General features: G+C 61.0%; 11 protein-coding genes. 6 read left to right on the top strand and 5 right to left on the bottom strand.

Going from position 1 to position 19,070, the window contains the following annotated elements; all coding sequences use genetic code 11:
• Positions 1-28: 28 nt before the first annotated feature.
• From ACZ5DH_RS14660 to ACZ5DH_RS14650, 3 genes are read right to left on the bottom strand one after another with little or no spacing between them, the layout of a single operon-like run.
• Complete coding sequence (locus tag ACZ5DH_RS14660) at positions 29-1,066, bottom strand: polysaccharide deacetylase family protein (protein WP_464254982.1); 1,038 nt, start codon at positions 1,064-1,066, stop codon at positions 29-31.
• Complete coding sequence (locus tag ACZ5DH_RS14655; RefSeq protein ID WP_464254981.1) at positions 1,063-2,448, bottom strand: glycosyltransferase; 1,386 nt, start codon at positions 2,446-2,448, stop codon at positions 1,063-1,065. Before ACZ5DH_RS14655 ends, ACZ5DH_RS14660 begins: the two co-directional genes overlap by 4 nt.
• 56 nt (positions 2,449-2,504) lie before the next feature.
• Complete coding sequence (locus tag ACZ5DH_RS14650) at positions 2,505-3,824, bottom strand: aminotransferase class I/II-fold pyridoxal phosphate-dependent enzyme (protein WP_464254980.1); 1,320 nt, start codon at positions 3,822-3,824, stop codon at positions 2,505-2,507.
• 352 nt (positions 3,825-4,176) lie between these two features.
• On the opposite strand from ACZ5DH_RS14650, the gene ACZ5DH_RS14645 reads away from it, so the two are divergent.
• The 6 genes from ACZ5DH_RS14645 to ACZ5DH_RS14620 all read left to right on the top strand — a co-directional run bounded on the left by ACZ5DH_RS14645 (position 4,177) and on the right by ACZ5DH_RS14620 (position 14,859).
• The gene (locus ACZ5DH_RS14645) at positions 4,177-8,580 is read left to right on the top strand and encodes an acyltransferase domain-containing protein (protein ID WP_464254979.1); all 4,404 of its coding nucleotides are present in this window, start codon (positions 4,177-4,179) and stop codon (positions 8,578-8,580) included.
• A 66-nt stretch (positions 8,581-8,646) separates the two neighbouring features.
• A complete protein-coding gene (locus tag ACZ5DH_RS14640; protein ID WP_464254978.1) occupies positions 8,647-10,110 on the top strand; it encodes a TolC family protein in 1,464 nt (487 codons plus the stop codon).
• Entirely contained in the window at positions 10,110-11,072 is a 963-nt protein-coding gene (locus ACZ5DH_RS14635) for an HlyD family secretion protein (protein ID WP_464254977.1), read from the top strand. Before ACZ5DH_RS14640 ends, ACZ5DH_RS14635 begins: the two co-directional genes overlap by 1 nt.
• Before the next feature lie 9 nt (positions 11,073-11,081).
• On the top strand, positions 11,082-12,521 hold the full coding sequence (locus ACZ5DH_RS14630) for an oligosaccharide flippase family protein (RefSeq protein ID WP_464254976.1): 1,440 nt from the start codon (positions 11,082-11,084) through the stop codon (positions 12,519-12,521).
• 863 nt (positions 12,522-13,384) lie between these two features.
• Positions 13,385-14,383, top strand: coding sequence for a 4Fe-4S dicluster domain-containing protein (locus tag ACZ5DH_RS14625; RefSeq protein ID WP_464254975.1), 999 nt, complete (start codon positions 13,385-13,387; stop codon positions 14,381-14,383).
• The gene (locus tag ACZ5DH_RS14620; protein ID WP_464254974.1) at positions 14,380-14,859 is read left to right on the top strand and encodes a FeS-binding protein; all 480 of its coding nucleotides are present in this window, start codon (positions 14,380-14,382) and stop codon (positions 14,857-14,859) included. Before ACZ5DH_RS14625 ends, ACZ5DH_RS14620 begins: the two co-directional genes overlap by 4 nt.
• A gap of 414 nt (positions 14,860-15,273) precedes the next feature.
• Here ACZ5DH_RS14620 and argJ read toward each other — a convergent pair whose 3' ends face one another.
• Positions 15,274-16,461 carry a bifunctional glutamate N-acetyltransferase/amino-acid acetyltransferase ArgJ gene (gene argJ, locus ACZ5DH_RS14615; protein WP_464254973.1) on the bottom strand — a complete coding sequence of 396 codons (1,188 nt, stop codon included), beginning with the start codon at positions 16,459-16,461 and terminating at the stop codon, positions 15,274-15,276.
• 485 nt (positions 16,462-16,946) lie between these two features.
• Positions 16,947-19,025 carry an elongation factor G gene (fusA, locus tag ACZ5DH_RS14610; RefSeq protein WP_464254972.1) on the bottom strand — a complete coding sequence of 693 codons (2,079 nt, stop codon included), beginning with the start codon at positions 19,023-19,025 and terminating at the stop codon, positions 16,947-16,949.
• Between the last annotated feature and the right edge of the window lie 45 nt (positions 19,026-19,070).

The following is a 19,070-nucleotide window of genomic DNA, read 5'->3' as shown; positions in this document are numbered from 1 at the left end:
GACCGGGTCGGATTGAAAAAAACGCCAGCTATGGAGCTCCAGGGGGCGGGTATACCCAATCGCCGCATCCCACGCTGCCGTCGCGCAGCAGATCCGCACTGCAGGGAGCCTGAGGCCCCAGCGCTTTCCGCAACTGGTCCATGGTCAGACTGCGCACCTCCCAGCGGGATGTGAGCCAGTCCGTCCAGGCCAATATCTTGTTCATGAGCCTGTCCACAGCGGCGGCGTCGGGCAAGTGTGGCGCGCCGCCCGGCATCATTTCCGACGAATGCCAGGTAAGCGACAACACCTGCCCTCCCCTGGCGGCAAAAAGTCTGGTAACAGCCTGCATGGCCCACAGGGGATGATACACGGGCAGCAGGCTCAACGCCCCCCAGTTCTTGAACCCCGGGCGCAAACCAGGGGCCGCCCGGCGCACCAGGCCCGGCAATGGGCGCGCGAGGGGCGTCACGCTGAGCGGAACCTCGAAAATGCGCTCTTGTCCGACGGACACCCAATAGGGGTTGCAGGGAGCGTCAAAATGGTCCGGCCCGGCCAGGGGCGTAGCCCCGCAGTGCAAGGGACGCACCGAGGCGTCCACCCGTATTCCGGCCTGAGCCAGCAAGGGCCAGAGGTCTTTGTGAAGATCCCAGCGGCCCATGCGAAAAGATGTCAGCGGCGCGGACTGAAAATCCCTGCCCGCAGCCATAAGGCTTTCGAGCTTGGCGGCCATGAGCGGCGCGGGCACGGCGACGGCAGGCACGCTTGAGGCATTGTCGGCCAGCGCGGCGTCGGCCCCCGGCCCGTCAAGGGTCAGGGGGGGGGTATTCCAGTGATGCAGGTGCGCGCCTATTTCCGCCCCATGCCTGTCGCGCATCTGCGCCAGCGCATGCCGGGAAGCCGTATCGGCGAAAACGCTGTGCGCACAGAAGAGTGTGGGCCGTATCCCCCGCTCGCACAGGGGGGCAAGCCGCGCCAGACTGGCCGTATTGGCCGTCGAAAAGCCCCGGCGCGCGTACCGGCCGCCAAAAAGCCCCTCTTCCTCCACGTCCAGGCTGACGGCAAGGTAGAGCACAGGGCGGCTCATATTTCCTCTTTTTCCGCGTCAGCGCTGACCGGGCCGAAAATTTTATCCTGTTGGCCCCCGGCGGTGGCCCCGACAGCACCGGCAGCACCAACAGAACCAGCAGCCCCGGCGCATTGGTTCGCATAGAGGTCGTAGACCGCCGTGATATTGCGCGTGGGATCAAAAAGTTTTTCAACATAAGCCCGTCCCGCCTCGGCCATGGCCAGGGCAGCGTCCCTGTCGGCCACCATGCGGCGCACCGCGTCGGCCAGGGCGCGGGGATCGCGTTGCGGCACCAGCAGGCCGGTTTCACCGTCTATGACCACCTCGCCTATGCCACACACGTTGGTGGCGATAACAGGCATACGGTGCGAGAGCGCTTCCATTATGACGTTGGGGATGCCGTCACGATCGCCGTTGGTGTGCACCACGCTGGGCATGATGAGCATATCGTGGTCCAGCATGAAGCCGCAGATTTTATCATGGGGAATAAACCCTGGCATGTCCACAACCTGGGTAAGATCGAGGTCATCACGCATCTTGACGAGCTTGCGATGCCAGTTCCCGTCGCCCACCAGCGTCAGGGTCACGGGCACATTTTCGCGCCGCAGGCGGGCCATTGCCGTGAGCAGCTCGGGAAACCCCTTGGTGCGGGCAAAACGGCCCACGGCCAGAAGGCGGTAGGGGGGCTGCATGGGCATGGCGCACTGGCCGCGCGGGCGGAAGGTGAGGCTGTTATAAATGGCATGCACCTTGTCAGCGGCATCGGGGGGACAAAACTTGCGCAGCCACTGCACGTTGGTGTGATTGTTGGTTCGGATGAACAGCGCGTCGCGCGATTTTTCCTTGAGCAGGCCGTCTTCAGGATAGATGTCGCCGGCGCGGCCGGTAAAGGCAAAGGGAATGCCCGTCACCCGCGAGGCCACCCAGGCGGCTGTGGCCGGGCCGTTTGCCCAGGCCGCGTGGATAAGCTGCACGCCATCCTCACGGCATTTTTCGGCCAGCAGAAAGCCCGCCAGAAAGCACCAGATATTTTCGCCCAGCGCTTCAAGGTTGCGCATGCGGCGAAAAAGCCCTTCGCGCATGAGCTTCCACGTGGACCCGGGCCGCTGGCACAGGGCGCGCACAAAAGCGGCCAGTATCCTGCCTGCGGCCCTGATGCCCATACGGCCAACCGGGCCGTCATAGGCGCGCATTTCCTCGCTGCAGCCCTTGAGGTTCTCGCCATACATGCTGTAGGCGAATACGGGCATGCCCCGCTTTCGGAGCTGCACGACCTCACGAAAAATAAATGTCTCTGAAGACAGGGGAAACCAGAGAAGCACATAGGCAACAACCGGCGGAACGGTCTGCCGGCCGTTTGTTGCGCCCGCTTCTGTGGCAGCGCCGCTGGTTAAAGGCATATCGGTCTCCGCTATAAACGAGAGCCGGGCCTGATGGCCCGGCCCGGAGTGCTTTTCTATTCGCCCAGGGTTTCGTCGGCGTGTTCGCTTTTGTATTTTTCAACAATGGCCTGCGCCTTGGGAATTTCTTCCTTCACCGCGTCTAGGGCCTGACGGATGTGTTCTTCCGTGTGAGCGGCGGAAAGGAAGAAGCGCAGCCTGTCGGTGCCTTCTTTGACCGCCGGGAAGGTGATGGGCATAACATAGACGCCACGCTTGAAAAGCGCATTGGACAAAAAGCCCGCGACCATGGGATCACCCACCATGACAGGCACGATGGCGTAGCCCTGGGCCGAGCCCGTGTCCAGGCCGATACTGGCGGCATATTCCACAAAGAACTGCGAAATCCTCTGCAGCTTGTGCACCCGTTCGGGTTCACGCAGCATGATCTCCAGGGCCTTGTGGCAGGCCACGGCAATAACGGGCGGCATGCCGACGCTGAACACAAAGCCCGGCGAGCCGTACTTCAAAAATTCCACCAGTTCGTGCTTGCCCGCGATAAAGCCCCCGCAGCCACACATGGACTTTGAGAGCGTGCTCATCCACATGTCCACTTCACTGGCGTCAATGCCAAAATATTCATGCGCGCCGCGTCCGGTCTTGCCGAGCACGCCCAGCGAGTGGGCTTCATCCACCAGCAGCATGCAGTCATACTGCTTTTTCAGCTGGATGATGCGGGGCAGGTCGGGAATATTGCCGTCCATGCTGAACAGGCCTTCGGTAACGATGATGGCCCGTTTGTGTTCCGCGCGCTTGGTCTTGAGCATTTCTTCAAGGGCATCGCAGTCATTGTGATTGTAGGAGTAGCGCGCGGCGTGCGAGAGGCGTGCGCCCTGCACCAGTGAGTTGTGGGCCAGGCCGTCATGAAAGATGGCGTCGCGGTGGCCGAGCAGAAAGCCGAGGGTGGACACGTTGGTGGCATGGCCGCTCACGTAGACAATGCAGTCTTCCACGCCATACAGGTCGGCAAAGGCACGCTCAAGCTCGCGGTGGGGCGGGCGCTCGCCGCCCACAAGGCGGCTGGCTCCGGCCGACGTGCCGTAAACAGTGGCAGCGCGGGTAACGGCCTCGGTTATTTCCGGATGGGCGTTAATGTCCAGATAGTCGTAGGTGGAAAAATTCAGATATTCCTTGCCGCCTATGAGCGTGGTAGCCTTGGCTGCCCGCTCGTGGCAGAGGAAAAGAGGATTTTCCATCCCCATCTTGGCTCCCATCTCCACAAGCCGGTCAAAGGCGAGCTTGGAACGCATGCGGCTGAATCCGCCTGCGGAGCTTTCTGCGGCGGCAGCAGTTGACGCCGCCTCTTGGCCAGCCTGACAGGAATGGTCGTTCTTCATGCCGTATCCTCTTAAAATTTGTCCAAAAAAATGCACCGGCCCGCAGCCGACAGCAAGCGGCCAGGCAGAGGGCGCAACTTTGTAAGGATTCAGTATAGCTGAACCGTCAACCTATGGCAAGTGCGGAGTGACCATTGCCTGTCAGCCATGCGCGATGATGCCAGCAGGGCTTTTTTCACCATTATGCCGGCCTGTTGGATGCGGCGGTGGCGGCTCGCCGCCACCGCCGCCAGGGCTTATTTCCTGCCCGGCTTCTGGACAAGAGGACCGATATACACTAGTATACTGCCCTTAACCAAACCTCAGCATGGCTTGACCATTTGACCAACCCCGCGCCACAGGCCCCAAATTTATGCAGCAAGACCCTGCCCCAGCATACGGCACTCCGCCAGACAAGGCCAGTACGCCAGACAGCGCCGTTCTTGAGGACGGGCTGCTTGTCGCATCGCCTCCAAGCATCACGCTTTCCTGTCCCGGCCCCAAAAATCCGTCAAAATCCGGCGCATCTTCCGGCCAGGTGTGCGCTCAGACGCTGATCCGGCACTGCCTTGACTGGCTCAAGTTTGTGGAAAACCCGGGACCCGTCATGCTCTGCCTGTGCTGGAACGAATCCACCATGCCTTCCGCGCTGGCCCAGTCTCTGAGCCTTGCCCTGGAAGGACTGCAAAATTTGTGGCGCCTCGGGCCGGTACGCCTGCAATTTGAATCTTTCCATCCCGGTCACCTCAGGGAATGCGAAAGGCTGCTGCGCGCGGCCCTTGGCACGGGCGTGGAGACAAAAAACATCTGCCAGCGCATGACCGACAACGCACCCCAGCCCGACACCATGGGCGTGAGCATGCCGCAGTGCCCTGATTACTACGTATCCGATGCGGACTGCGCTCTGGGCGAGGAACAACCCATGTACCCGCAGGCAGGGCGCGTGCCCACCATCCTTTTGCTGGACTTTCAGGCAGTCGAGTCGCTCCAGTTGCAGTGCCAACCGCTTCTGTTGAGCCTGCCTGCCCCCACCCCCCCGTGCTGCGACACGCTCAAATGCCGTAAAAACCCCCAGCAGCAGCCTGACCGGCCCCTCCCCGACGCCACGCCAGCACTGTGGCAGCCCGGCGGTCTCACTGTGGGCGCAGGCCAGACTGCTGTTTCCGGCCCCGCCGGAACCACAGAAAGTCAGGGCCTGCCGGAAGAGCTTATTCTGGACGGCGTGCGCTACGCGAACTTGCCCCAGGACGACCTGATGTGGCGCATGGGATCCACCAATCCGCTGTGGCGGCAGGAACTGCTTGCCCTGCCGCACAATCCCGACGCCACGGCCCTGGCTCGCCTCGAAGGGCGCGGCGTCTGGCTTTCGCCGGAAGCGGATGCCCCGCCCCTTGCCGTCATGTGTTGCGGCCTCGGTTCTGTATGGCCCGGCATGGGCCGCGAACTGTACGACAATTTTCCTGTGGCGCGCGCCGCCATGGACCGCATCGCCGCAGTGGCCGACTGGGACGTGCTCGGCCTTATGGATGAAAAGGATGTTGAAAAAGTCAGCCTCACGCGCTGGCAGTCGCCTTATCTCTTTATGCTCGAGTTTGCGCAGTGGAGCGTTCTTTCCTCCCTCGGCCTGCAGCCCTCGCTGTTCTGCGGGCACAGTCTGGGCGAGTTGATCGGCCTGTGCCTCAGCGGCTTCTATGACCCGGAAGTGGCCTGGTACATACTCGATACCCGCGCCGTGCACATGTCCGAACTGGAGGCCGCCGCCACGCGCGAGACCGGCATGATGGCCGTACACGCCAGCGCCGAGATCATTGACGAAACGCGCGCCGCATGGCCTGCCCTCTACGTTTCCAACTACAACACCCCCCAGCAGTTCATCCTGAGCGGGCCGCGCGAAGTCCTGATGGAGGCCCGCAAAAGTCTGCGCAAGCGGCGCATACCGGCCATCATGCTCAACGTGAGTCTGGCTTTCCACCACCCAAGCATGCGCATGCTGCGCGACCTTTCGCTGCGCCGCCTCAATGCGCTTGAGATGCACGCCCCGCGCCATCCCACCATGAGCTGCATCACCACGAATTTTTATCCTCACGACCAACCGTCCATCAGCCGCCATATCGCCGATCTGGATGAAAATTCCGTTCGCTGGACCGAATGCGTACACGCGGCATGGCGCAGGGACGGCATACGCCATTTTCTGGAGCTGGGGCCGCAGGACACGCTTTGCGGCCTGGTCAAGGACAACGAGCCCCGGGCGTTCTGCCTGTCCGCCGGACGCAAGGGCAGAGAAGTGGAAGGCATGCGCCAGACGTGCGCGCGCCTGTACGCGCTCGGACATTTGAGCAAAAAAGCCATCAGCGCCCGCATCGACGACATACGTCAGGGCAAGGACGCGGTCGTGGCCGCGCATATGCCGCTGCCGCACTGCGGCCTTGTGCCCGTGGATCTGCCGGACGGCGGCTCCGACTGCGGCCCGGACTGCGGCACGGCCTATGAAAGAACCTGCGGCATGGCCTGCCCCACGGCAGCGCCAGAAACCTCGCCGGCAACCACGGCGGCTCCCGCCGCGGCTTCTGCGGCCGACGTCCCGCCCGTAATAGTGAATTCCGCGTATTCCGTAACATCGGCCGCGGCCCTGCGCGTGGTGCTGGACGTGCTGGCCCGCGCCAGCGGCCGTCCGGTGGAAGACATGCGGCCAGACCTGGACCTGCGCTACGATCTGGCCCTGCGTTCCAGCCGTTTTCCGCTCATCATTCAAGAAGTGGAAAAAGCGCTGGATATCACCGTCAACTTTGAAGACCTGCTGCAAGTGTCCACAGTGGGCGATCTTGCACGGATCCTTGGCGCGTCCGGCATTGGCGAAACCAGAGAATCCGATGCGTCCGAGGCCGTCCGCCAGGCCGGAGTCCGCCAGAAGGCGCGTGTGCGGGCCTGCGCCCCGCTGTGCCGCTTCACCCCGCTGCAACGAACCCCGCAGGCCGAAAGCGGAGAAAGAGACCAAAGTTCCGGTCAGATGCCTCGGCCGCTGCCGCTGGACCCCTGCGGCCAGGGCCTGCCCATCCGCCGGGGAGATATTCTGGCCCTGCTGTTCTTCGAATCAGCCCTGCTGCCCTCTCTCATGAACGGTCTCGCGCCTCTGGGCTGCGTGCTGGCAGTGCCGCGCGGGCAAGTTGAGGCATGCGCGCCACTGGCCAAGGCGGGCGCACGCATTGTGCCGCTCAACCTTGAAATGCGCATTCCGCGAGATGCCCCCGAAGCCCAGACCCTGGCGGAGGAAGTCGCCACCGCCCTGACAAGCCTGGCAAAAAGCGAAGGCAGGGTAGACGGCCTGATCTTCACGCCTGCCGGCCATTACGGCAGTGAAGAACACGATGCCGCTCCGCTCCTTTCACCAGCCTCCTTTGCCGCCGTCGGCATGCCCAAGCTGCTGGCCGCGGCCATGCGGGCAACCCAGATACACGGCCTGCGTTACGCATGCCTGTGCAGTCTGCTGCAACCCACGCATGAAAACCTGTACTGCGACAGCCCGCTGGAAAAACGTTTTGACGAGCTGGGAGAAGAAGCCGGCGTGGGCACCCGGACCATACGTCTGCTGGAAAAAAGCCTGCGCGCCGGACTCAATGACTGGGGCGACATGATGGCCCGTGAACTTCTGCGGGGCACCTCACGACGCGCGTTGTGGGTACGACCCACAACCCTGCCCGGGTTTGCCGCATCCGGCGCGGGCCTTCGGGCCACCCCCGCCGCTGCTCACGGGCATGCTGCCAGGAACGACGGTCTGGCGCCGGGGCTCGTTATTCAGGAAAGGCCGCGTCTGTATCCCCTGGTTTTCCCCGATCCGCACCCGCCCTACCGGGCCACCTCTACTCTTTTTCAGGGTTGCTGCCACTATTCACGCTTTGCCGACACGGATCTCGCCCTGCACGGCGGCCAGCCCGGCAACGCCATGGGCGACACGCCCTGGTTGCCGACGAGCCGGGCACTGGCGGCCCTGCTGGAGGCCTCCAGCCTGTGGCTGCCCTGGCTGACAGTCACCGGTTTTTTGGACTTGCGCTTTTATGATCCACCGCTGCTGCCGCCGGGCATTACCCGTGAGTGTCGCGCGACAGTGGAGGCAGAACCCTGGCTCATGCAGGACGGCGTCATGGCGCGCATGTGCCGGAGCACGCTGGACGTAAGAGAACTCACGCCCAACGGCAGACACCTTGAGCGCTACGCGCCTGTGGCTGCGGGCATGACCATGCTGGCCGCCGCCAACGGACAGGTGCCGCCCATGTGGGCGCATGGAGAAGACGCGCCTGCCGGCTCATCGCAACACGTAGTAAATACTGATATTTTTTACGACGCAATGGGTTTTGGCAAACCCTGGCGTTTGTTGCGCGACTTTACCGTTTTGCCCAATCACAAGTATGCCGCAAGGTTGGATCATTGGCATACAGCCATTGCCCCCGATGGCAATAAAGGCTATACTGACATCTTGAATGTGGTGGAGGGAATGGTGCAGTCCGCCTGGCTGGCCATTGCCCGGGGCACTGACAAAGCCCAAATGGACGCAGGGGCGGTTGCCGCCGCCATTGGGCGCTGGCGTCTGCATGCGGCGGGGTTCATCCGCTTTGGCAGCGAAAGGGGCAAGGGGCCATGGCGTATAATGTTGCGCCGTTCCTGGTCCGACCCCGCCCTGTTGCGCTTTGACGGCCAGGCCGCTGACGAACAGGGCCGCGTCTTCCTCACGCTCCACCACCTTGAATTTAACCGGCGGGACACCGGGGCCGCCGCGCTTTAGCGCGTCTCCGCCACAGCAATAGCGACTATACCAACGCGCCGAGCGCGAGACTGCAAAGGGTGCCTGATGCCGCATATTATACGTACTCTCTCAGCGCGTGCATATCTGCCGCTGCTGCTCGTCATGACCTTGTTTTTCTCCGCATGCGCCTCCAACAAGGCCGGGCTCAAGTCCCCGGAACTTCCGGCCAGGCACTGGCTGGAAGAAGCGCCCGGCGTGCCGGTGGAAAACAAGACAAAACTTGAGGCCGCAGTGCCCAACCTCTACGACCCCAGCAAGGTTTTCACCTTTGAAGACTGCGTCTTCCTGACCATCCAGCAGTCGCCCCTGCTGGTCAACAGCGCTGTGAACCTTGAAATCAAGCGGGTGGCCCTTACCGACGCCGTCTGGAAGTACCTGCCCGAACCCCGCATGACCATGCAGGTCACCAACAACCTCACCCGCAACAACATGGACAACAAGGACACCCCCGGCGACTACGGCCGCACCAAGCTTACCGTGGGTTTCTATGCGGCCTTTCCCAACCCTGTGGCCACCTATTTTGAGCACCAGGTGCAGAAGGCCATGGTCAACCTGGCCATTTCCACGCACCGCAAGGCCGTGGGCGAAGCCATTTACAAAATTGCCCAGGCCTACCTGCAACTGCAGGCGCAGAAAAATATCGTGAAGGCACAGAAAGAGCTGCTGCCCATCGGCAAGGAACTGGTTTCGTACTGGCAGCAGGTCGAAGCCGTGGACGGCCGTCAGGGTGTTTCCCTCAATCTGGCCATGCAGCACCAGCGCGAGCTGGAGCTTATGGTGGAACAGACCAAGATGAAGGAAACCATGCAGCTTACCCAACTGAAAATCCTCGCTGGTGTTGACCCCCAACACAAGCTGGACGTGGACACCGCCAGCTCGGACGACATCCTCAAGGGCTTCAACGGGCGCGGCCTCAAATGGGAGGACCGCTGGAGCACCACCGAAGACGACCTGTTGCTGCGCGGCCAGATCAAGCTGGGCGATTACAATATCATGGTCGCCTGGGCCCAGTATATTCCCAGCATGAGCATCAGCGTCAACAGCTACCCGCCTGCTGGACAATACCAGCCCGCCAGCGGCACTGAAGACACTTTCCTGCATCTGACTTTCGACTTCCCCCTGCTGGACTGGGGCCGCCGCTACCGTGGAGTGCAGACCGCCCGTATGATGAAGGCCCAGTCCTTCCACGAAATGGCCCGCAAGCGCACGGACTATTCCAACAAATGGTTGCAGGCCGAACAGAACATGGCCCTGGCCGAAACCGAGCTAAAACTCGCACGCACGCGCTTTGATACAGCGGCCATGCAGTACAAGGAAGCCCACATTTCCTTCAACGAGGGCATTGCTGATCTTCCCGCCGTGGCCGACAAGCAGGAAGCCATGGTGCAGGCCCAGATCGCCTTTATCCGAGCCGAACTTGCCTGTGAACTGGCCCAGCTTGAATGGATGTACCTTGCCACCTCGCTTCAGGAACGTTTCCTCGGTCTGCCCGCCAAGGAGGTGCTGTAATGGCGCGCTTTTCCCGCACCAACCCTGCACGCTCGGTCCATCGGGCCCGCAAGGGCGCACTGGGCCTCGCATTGGCCATCGTGCTCGGCCTGACTCTCGCCGCGTCGGCCTTTGCAGCGGACGCTCCGAAATCAGGCGCGACCATTCTTACGGGCAAGGTGGTGACCACGGTCATCCGCGCCATTCCCATGCCGTTTAACGCCGTGGTGGATTCCGTGCTGGTCAAGCCCGGTGATCCCGTTGACGAAGGCGCGCCCCTTATGCGCTACCATCTGCATGAAGATGCGGAACGCTCCGTGCAGCGTGAAGTGATGCAGGGGGCCAGCACGGAAAGCCTCAAAAGCCAGGTGCTGGATCTTGAACGCCGTCTGGCGGAAACCATTGCCCAGCGCAACAAAGCTCGCCAGCTTGCGGCCTCGGGCCTCGGCTCGCGTCAGGCATCGGGTCGTCTTGAAGAAGACGTGGCCTCCCTGCAACGGCGTATCGAACTCACACGCATCACCATCAACAAGGCCGAAAACAGCTTTGCCATACGCCTCAAGGAATTGAGCAACTACTTCGGACAGGAAATCAGGGAAGGGGAAATTCTGCCTGAAACCCTTACCCTGACCTCGCCCCTCAAGGGCTATGTGCTGTCCCTGGACGCCACGCTCAACCCCGGAACCCTGCTTTCTGCTGGCAGCGCTCCCATCAAGGTGGGGCAGCTTAATCCCGTGCTTATCCAGGTGCCTGTATATGAAGCTGAGGTCAGCGGCATTTCTGAAGGCGACAGCGTTGCGGTGGAGATACCCTCTCTTGGCAACAAGACATTTACGGGCAAGGTCACTGAAATATCGTGGGTTTCCAATGACATGAGCGTTGCCAACCCCTCGTATTACACGGTGGAAATCACCGTGCCCAACCCTGATCTGGAGCTCAAGCCCGGCTTCAAGGCTGTTGTGCGTTTCGGGGGCAGCAGGTAAAGCCCCCACATGAAGCTCAAGAGCATTCCCCGCAGGCTCGGCTACATTCTGGGCGCGCAATGGACGCGCGACCTGGCATGGACGGCCTTTACCATTTTGCTGGCCCGCCGCAGCCCCGACATCATGGGTCAGGTGGTTCTGGCCCTTACCTTCGGCTATCTGGTAAAAACCATCGCCGACGTGGGCCTCAACGACTTTTTGCTGTCCACCTTTGCGCGACGTGAAGGCCGCCCCCGCGCCCTGCTGGGCGAAGTGACCTGGCTCAAGCTCACGGTGCTGGTGCTGGCCTTGGGCGTTACCTGGCTGGTCACCGGCTGGCAGAACTACAGCCCGGAACTGCGCCTTATCGTGCTGTGCATTGCCGCCGGGCTTGGCCTTGACGGCGTCAGCGACTCTTTTTTTGCTCTGTGCCAGGCCCGGGGCCGTCAGGATGTGGAAATGCGCATCCGCGTGCCTTCGGCGCTCATCGGCATCGGCTTTGGCATCACCTGTGTGGTCATGGGCGCGCCGCCCATACTTATTGCCCTGTACAAGCCCATTGAATCCATACTGTGCATCGTGTTCGCGCTCGCCGCCCTGGGGCGCAACCCCCTTGCGGGCGTGGGCCGGGAAGGAATGCTTGATCTTGCCCGGCAGATGAAGCACGGCCTCATCTTCACCTGCATGGCGGCCTGCGCCATGTTCTATAACAAGATCAACGTCATTTTTCTCAAGCAGTACGGCGGCAACGCCGATGTGGGCGGCTACGGCGTGGCCTGGGAAACTGTGGAAGGACTGTCGGTTCTGGTGTCCAGCGCCCTGCTCGGCAAGGTCATCTTTCCGCTGCTGGCAAAATTCTGGCAGCAGGACAAAAACTCTTTCCGACAGCTTGCCGGGCAGACGGCCCGTTCCCTGTGGGCGGCATCCCTGCCCGTCATTTTTCTTATCTGTGTTGAAAGCGACAGGTTTTTGCCCCTTGTTTACGGCCCCAGCTATGAAAGCGCTGTTCGCGCCCAACAGCTGCTTACCCCCTGTCTGGCCACTGCCTTTCTGCACAACCTCGCCGCCTATGCCATGATCGGCATGCGCCGCCACCGCCTGCTGCTGCTCTTCTATGTCAGCGGGCTCCTGCTCAACATTGTCTGCTGTTTTACGCTTATCCCGGCCAGCCCGCTGGAAGGCGCGGCCCTTTCCCTGACCATTACCAAGGTATGGGTCGCCATCCTCACTGTGGGCTTTTTCCAGTGGGCAGCCAGGCCCATGAGCCCCGGACAGTGGCTGCTTATGCTGACCACCGCCGCCTCAAGCGTGGCCCTGTGGTGGGGTATTGGCACTATTGCTCCGCGAGAACTCGCCGAAGGCGCAGGCCTCATCCCATTGCTGGCCCTGTTCTGGCGGTGGCGGCCCCCCGCCCCCTTTGAAAAGCCCACGGACGAGCCCCCGCAGGCTGAAACCACGGGCACTTCGTAAGGCATCACTGCCCCACCGGAGCATTGTACCTTTAGAGCATTTTAACTTTGAAAAAGTGTAAATGCTCTGACGCTGCACGAAAGTGCAGCGCGCCACAACGTGGCGTGGATTCAGCCGAAAGCCGCTTTTTTTGGCTGAATGAAAACTTTGGAATGTGAAGCATTTCAAAGTTTAAGGCACGCTCACTTCGGCGTCTGACCGCGCAGATAGACTGCGCTTACGCCTCGGTAGCGAACGTCTGCTCACGCAGCCGCCAGAGCAATTTAAAAATTAAATTGCTCTAAAATGATTACATGCTCTGCCACGGCACAAGGGTGCAGTGCGCCGCAAACGTGCGGCACGCCGGACACAGCCCTTTGGCAGTGCTCCCCATCTGCCGTTCGCATTCACGCTCACGACCAGTTTCATAAATTTTTCAGACAGCTGGGGCAATTTTTGTCCGGAATCACCCGGCCTTGCATTGACGTGAGCCTCCGGCAACGCGTAGTCTGCAAACTGGCGCGTATGCCAGGGAGCGATAGAGGCAGCCGTGGCGCAACAGCAGCTTGAAGTCCCTTCGCGGATACGCACATGCCTGACGAGCAAGGTCTGCGCCTGATGAAGACATGGCCCAGTTGATGGGCCTGGCACGCAAGCACGCACCAGACGTCTGGCACGCGTTATGAACCGCTCGACAGCCAGCGCGGACAATGACGCCGCTGCCCATAAAACTGCCACCGTCATTCACGCCTTTTTCATACTGCGGCTTCATCAAACCACTTGCGACGTCAGAGCCGCCACGCGTCCTTTGCCAGGCAACGCGGCGCACGCCTGTGAACGTTGCATGTCCGCATGCTCAACGGTAAGAAACTTCAGGTGATTTCATGCCAAGTGATCATTTTTTACAACGCAGACGGCTTCTCAAGGGGCTGACCTCAGCGGGCGCTGCCGCCAGCCTGGCGCTGACCGGGCCGAAGCCCGCACAAGCCATGTCGCTGCGCTTGTCTTCCGACGGAATTGACTGCTGCACCGTCATTGATGTGGACAAATGCACAGGCTGCGGGGCCTGCGTTGCAGCCTGCCGCGCCCGCAACCTTTCGCGCCTGCCCGTGCCGAAACAACCCATCCCCCAACCGGTGCCCTCCTGGGTGCCCATCAGCGACTGGTCAACGCGCCAGCACATAAACAACCGTCTGACTCCCTACAACTGGATATACATCCAGACCTGCACCCTGCCCGCCGCTGACGGCATGCGCCGGGTTTTCATGCCCCGCCGGTGCCTGCATTGCCTGAACCCGCAGTGCGTGAGCCTGTGTCCATCGGGCGCGGCCCGCCAAAGCCCCCAGGGCGCTGCCTACATTGATGAAAACATCTGTTTTGGCGACGGCCCCTGCCAGAGGGCCTGTCCCTGGCTGATTCCCCAGCGCCAGTCAGGGGTGGGGCCGTACCTCAAGTTTGCTCCCCGCTACATGGGCTATGGCCTGGTTTTCAAGTGTGATTTCTGCCATGAACTGCTGGCCCAGGGTCAGCCCCCTGCCTGTGTTGCCGCCTGCCCTGCCGGAGCCCAGAGTTTCGGCATCAGGGGCGAGATGGTTGCCCACGCGCAGGAAATGGCCGAACAGAGAAAGGGCGAGCTTTTTGGGCTCAGGGAAAACGGCGGCACCAATACCGTTTACGTTTCGTCCATTCCTTTCCGTGATATTGAGGCCGCCATGCTGCAACAGGAACAGGTGAGTTTTGGCAGGCCCAGCCTGCGCCCGGCCGGAGCCAGCATGGAAAAAGAAAACAGCCTTGTGGACATTGTGCTGGCAGCGCCTTTGGCGGGAGCGGCCCTGGCTTCCTTGCGGCTTTTGCGCGACAGACTGAAGGGACGAAAGCCATGATGCGGTCACAAAAAAAAACCACGCAACTGTTTTCAGGCATTTTCTGTTTTTTCTGGACAACAGCCCTGTTGACCGCCGTGCTTTCCGGGCTGTCGCATCTGCCGTTTGCCGTCCGCTACGGCCTCGTGCAGACGGATGCGCGCTCGACCATATGGCACTACTACGCGGCGACTGTGCTGCTCATGCTCGGCACGTATGCCGTCATTATCTGGTGGTTCAGGGGCAGGGGGGTGTTTTCCTTCACTCGTTGCGGAGCCATCCGCACGGCCCTGCTCGTCTTGCTGTCCTTCTCGGGCTTGCTCCTCGTGCTGCATAACCTGCCCGATGTGGCCCTTTTTGAACGTGCCTACGCGGCCATAAAATTCTGCCACCTCTTCAGCGCCCTGCTGCTCGTGCCCATTCTTCTGATGCAGGGGGCCCTGTGGCTTGCCGGAAAACCCAGCTCGCTGAAAGCCTGCACCACCGAAACCAGGTGACCTTCCGCATAATCTGCCCTGCGGGCGCTGGAGCAATTTTATTGGAGAAAATTTTATGGGGGAGGAGACCCTTTTGCAAAAGGGTCTCCTCCCCCACGCCCCCTCCCCCTAAAACTCTTATGGTAGTTTGGGAGCGTGCAACGGATTTTCTGATTGAGACGGGAATTTAGAGCAATTTCACTTTGCAGTTGCTCTGCTGACGCGGAGGCGGCAGCCGCCACGAAGTGGCGTGGATTCTGGCGAAAACCACGGTTTTCGCCAGAATGATGCGTTGAAACAAGGAGTGTTTCAAAAGCAAAATGCTTAAGGAAAGCACTGAGTAAAGAGCCTTCTGGACACGCGCAGTTATTTCGTTTGGCAAGGCGCGATCTTTTTTTGAAGCAACGCCGCCAAACGGAATAAATCAGCGTTTCCCTAGGAGCGGTAGTCCGAGTTCAGGGTCACGTATTCATGCCCAAGGTCCGAGGCCTTGAAGCTGTACGTGCCATTGCCGTTGCCAAGTTCAATGTCCACCTGCACGTCCGTACCCTTGAGCAGCTCGGCCAGCGCGTCTTCCTGATCATCATTCACAGGGCAGCCCTTCTGGAAGCGCTCAATGCCGCAGAGCTTCATGCTGACCTTGGCAGGGTCAAACTTTGCGCCGCTGTACCCCACCGCCGTCACGATACGCCCCCAGTTGGCGTCGCCGCCGTAGATGGCGGTTTTTACCAGCTGTGAATGCCCCACGCTACGGGCCACCAGTTCCGCGTCGGCATCATTGGCGGCGCCCGTCACCGTAATATGGATAACCTTGCTCGCGCCTTCGCCATCCTTGACCAGCATGTAGGAAACCTGGGCCAGAATGGCGGTAAGAGCTTCTTCCAGCAGGCCCATATCCGCCGCACTCCCGGCGGTCACGCCTGAAGCGCCGTTGGCAAGCCCAAGAATGGTGTCATTGGTGGAGGTATCGCCGTCAACGCTCACGCGGTTGAACGTTTTGTTGACAGCGCGGCCGAACATGGCCTGCCAGGGCTTGCGTTCCACCTGGGCGTCAGTGAGGGCGACGCAGAGCATGGTGGCCATATTGGGACAGATCATGCCCGCGCCCTTGGCCATGACCGTGAGGCGCACCGTACCCCCCGTAAGCGTGACTTCGCGCGTGGCGAACTTGGGAAAGGCGTCGGTGGTCATAAAGGAACGTGTGAAGCCCTCGGCATCGCGCGTGCCCAGGCTTTTCACCAGGGCAGGCACTGCGTCAAGCCAACGGTCCATCTTGAGATGCGCGCCCACCACGCCGGTGGACAGCGGCAGAATTTCATCGGCGTCAAGGCCCGTCAGCCCGGCCACCATGGCCTGGGTCGCGCGGCAGTTGGCAAGGCCTTCATCGCCGGTACAGGCATTGGCCTGGCCTGCGTTGGCAAGCACGGCGCGCGCCGTGCCCGAACGGGTCAGAATGTCCTGACAAACCAGTACCGGTGCGGCCTTGAAAAGATTCTGGGTAAACATGCCTGCCAGTACTGCGGGAGTGTCGGAAACAATAAGACCGAGGTCGTCCCGACCGGCTTTCTTGAACCCGGCTGCCGCGGCTCCTGCCCTGAACCCCTTGGGCAAATCGTTCTGCATGGCGCTCTCCTGAAAGTATGTCGTCCGCAGTTGTACCAGGCGCACAATGCCGGGTTTGCGGAAGCAAGGTACATGTTGAAGCAATCTCACCCTGAAATTGCCCTGCGTCTGCGTGCGCAGGCGCTCGCCCTGAAGGCAGAAGCGCAGGCGTCATGCGCCGATACACGCTGATACACGCCAATACACGTCGTAATGGCCGTGCCCAGGCAGTGAACATGCAGGTTAACTGCACATCTGCTCAAGCGTGCAGAGGAGCATAGACCGCACGCTGCCGTGAGCATTTTTGCACTGAACATGCCTGGGATCAACGTGTTTGTGAAGTTCCCCGGCGTTTTGCCGCACAAGGGCTACACCAAACCAAGGGGAAGGAATCTCGCCTGTTCGCCAGATGTCCTTCCCCTGTCTTCATCTGCCATCAGGCGGCAAGGCCGACCCAGGCATGAAGGGTGCGGGTCGGCGCTTTGCAGCGCCGACCCGTCTGATGCCTATGTTCTGCTCTTCTGGATTTCGTCAGAAATGGCCTGGGGCACCTTTTCGTAATGGTCGAACTGCATGGTGAAGGTGGCGCGGCCCTGAGTGCGCGAACGCAGGTCAGTGGCATAGCCGAACATGGAAGACAGCGGCACCTGGGCGCGCACGCTCTGCGCGCCGCCAGCGCGGGCTTCCATGCTCTGCACGCGGCCACGACGGCCGTTGAGGTCGCCCATGACGTCGCCGAGGTATTCTTCGGGGGTCACCACTTCCACGTCCATGATGGGCTCAAGCAGCACGGGGCCGGCCTTGTGCATGGCGTCCTTGATGGCCATGGAACCAGCCACGTAGAAGGCCTGTTCCGAAGAGTCCACTTCATGGTAGGAACCGAAGACCAGCTTGACCTTCACGTCCACCACGGGGAAGCCGGCCATGACGCCTGACTTCAGGGCGTCGGTGATGCCCTTGTCCACCGCGGGGATGTATTCCTTGGGAATAACGCCGCCGGTGATACCGTTGATGAACTCATACCCGTTGCCCGGGTTGGGTTCGACCTCGATGACGACGTGACCGTACTGGCCGCGACCGCCGGACTGCTTGGCGTGCTTGAGGTCGGACTTGGAGGGCTTGGAAATGGTTTCGCGGTAGGCGACCTGGGGCTTGCCCACGTTGGCGTTGACGCCGAATTCGCGGGTCAGACGGTCAACGATGATTTCCAGATGCAGTTCGCCCATACCGGCGATAAGGGTCTGGTTGGTTTCTTCATCGCCCTTGACGCGGAACGAGGGGTCTTCCTTGGCCAGTTTGTTGAGCGCGGCGGAAAGAGCGTCGCGGTCGGGCTTGGTCTTGGGCTCGATGGCCACTTCAATGACCGGCTCGGGAATGTTCAGCGATTCCAGAATGACAGGGCGCTTTTCGTCGCACAGGGTGTCGCCGGTGGAGGCGTTTTTAAGACCCACCAGAGCCACGATGTCGCCCGCGCCAGCCCACTTCACGTCTTCACGCTTGTTGGCGTGCATCTTGAGGATGCGGCCGATGCGCTCGCGCTTGCTGGTGTTGGCGTTGAACACGGTCATGCCGGATTCAAGGAAGCCGGAATAAATACGGAAGAAGGACAGATGACCGATGAAGGGGTCGGAGAAAAGCTTGAACACAAGACCGGCAAGGGGTTCCTTGTCGTCGCAGCTGCATTCGATGATTGCATCTTCCTTGCCGGGCACGTGGCCGGGCATGGGCGGGATGTCCACGGGCGAAGGCAGGTATTCCACCACGGCGTCAAGCAGGGGCTGCACGCCCATGTTGCGGAAGGCCGAACCACACATGACGGGCACGATGGTGCGGGCAATGGTGGCCTTACGGATGCAGGACATGATTTCCTCTTCCGTCAGGCTTTCGCCGCTCAGGTACTTTTCGAGCAGGACTTCGTCTTCTTCGGCGACGGCTTCCACCATTTCATGATGCTTTTCTTCGTACAGTTCCATCATGTCGGCGGGCACGTCCTCAATGAGGAATTCGGCGCCCTTGGTGCTCTTGTCAAAGCGGATGGCCTTGCCGGTCACGAGGTCCACAACGCCTTCAAATTTGTCTTCAGCGCCGATGGGCAGCTGCAGGGGCACGGCCTTGGCGCCCAGGCGGTCGTGGATCATGCCCACGCAGCGGAAGAAGTTGGCGCCGATGCGGTCCATCTTGTTCACAAAGCAGATGCGGGGCACGTGGTAGCGGTCGGCCTGACGCCACACGGTTTCAGACTGGGGCTCAACGCCGGCGACGGCGTCGAACACGCAGACAGCGCCGTCGAGCACGCGCAGGGAACGTTCAACTTCAATGGTGAAGTCAACGTGGCCGGGGGTGTCGATGATGTTGATGCGGCAGTCTTTCCAGAAGCAGGTGGTGGCAGCGGAGGTAATGGTGATGCCACGCTCCTGTTCCTGCTCCATCCAGTCCATGGTGGCCTGGCCTTCGTGCGTTTCACCAATCTTATGGTTAACGCCGGTATAAAATAGAATACGCTCGGTGGTGGTCGTTTTGCCGGCGTCAATATGAGCCATGATGCCTATATTGCGCTGTTTGTTTACAGGAACGGTGCGGGACACAGGGTTTTCCTCCATACTGCGGATGCGGTGTGGTGCAAAACCGAC

This window comes from Desulfovibrio simplex (assembly GCF_055387835.1).
The sequence above is the reverse complement of the archived record's forward strand: the minus strand, read 5'-3'. Positions and strand labels throughout refer to the sequence as shown.

Bases quoted from the DNA above. Each gene is read 5' to 3' on its own strand.
- ACZ5DH_RS14660 (WP_464254982.1), bottom strand. From the start codon at position 1,066: ATGAGCCGCCCTGTGCTCTACCTTGCCGTCAGCCTGGACGTGGAGGAA.
- ACZ5DH_RS14655 (WP_464254981.1), bottom strand. From the start codon at position 2,448: ATGCCTTTAACCAGCGGCGCTGCCACAGAAGCGGGCGCAACAAACGGC.
- ACZ5DH_RS14650 (WP_464254980.1), bottom strand. From the start codon at position 3,824: ATGAAGAACGACCATTCCTGTCAGGCTGGCCAAGAGGCGGCGTCAACT.
- ACZ5DH_RS14645 (WP_464254979.1), top strand. From the start codon at position 4,177: ATGCAGCAAGACCCTGCCCCAGCATACGGCACTCCGCCAGACAAGGCC.
- ACZ5DH_RS14640 (WP_464254978.1), top strand. From the start codon at position 8,647: ATGCCGCATATTATACGTACTCTCTCAGCGCGTGCATATCTGCCGCTG.
- ACZ5DH_RS14635 (WP_464254977.1), top strand. From the start codon at position 10,110: ATGGCGCGCTTTTCCCGCACCAACCCTGCACGCTCGGTCCATCGGGCC.
- ACZ5DH_RS14630 (WP_464254976.1), top strand. From the start codon at position 11,082: ATGAAGCTCAAGAGCATTCCCCGCAGGCTCGGCTACATTCTGGGCGCG.
- ACZ5DH_RS14625 (WP_464254975.1), top strand. From the start codon at position 13,385: ATGCCAAGTGATCATTTTTTACAACGCAGACGGCTTCTCAAGGGGCTG.
- ACZ5DH_RS14620 (WP_464254974.1), top strand. From the start codon at position 14,380: ATGATGCGGTCACAAAAAAAAACCACGCAACTGTTTTCAGGCATTTTC.
- argJ (WP_464254973.1), bottom strand. From the start codon at position 16,461: ATGCAGAACGATTTGCCCAAGGGGTTCAGGGCAGGAGCCGCGGCAGCC.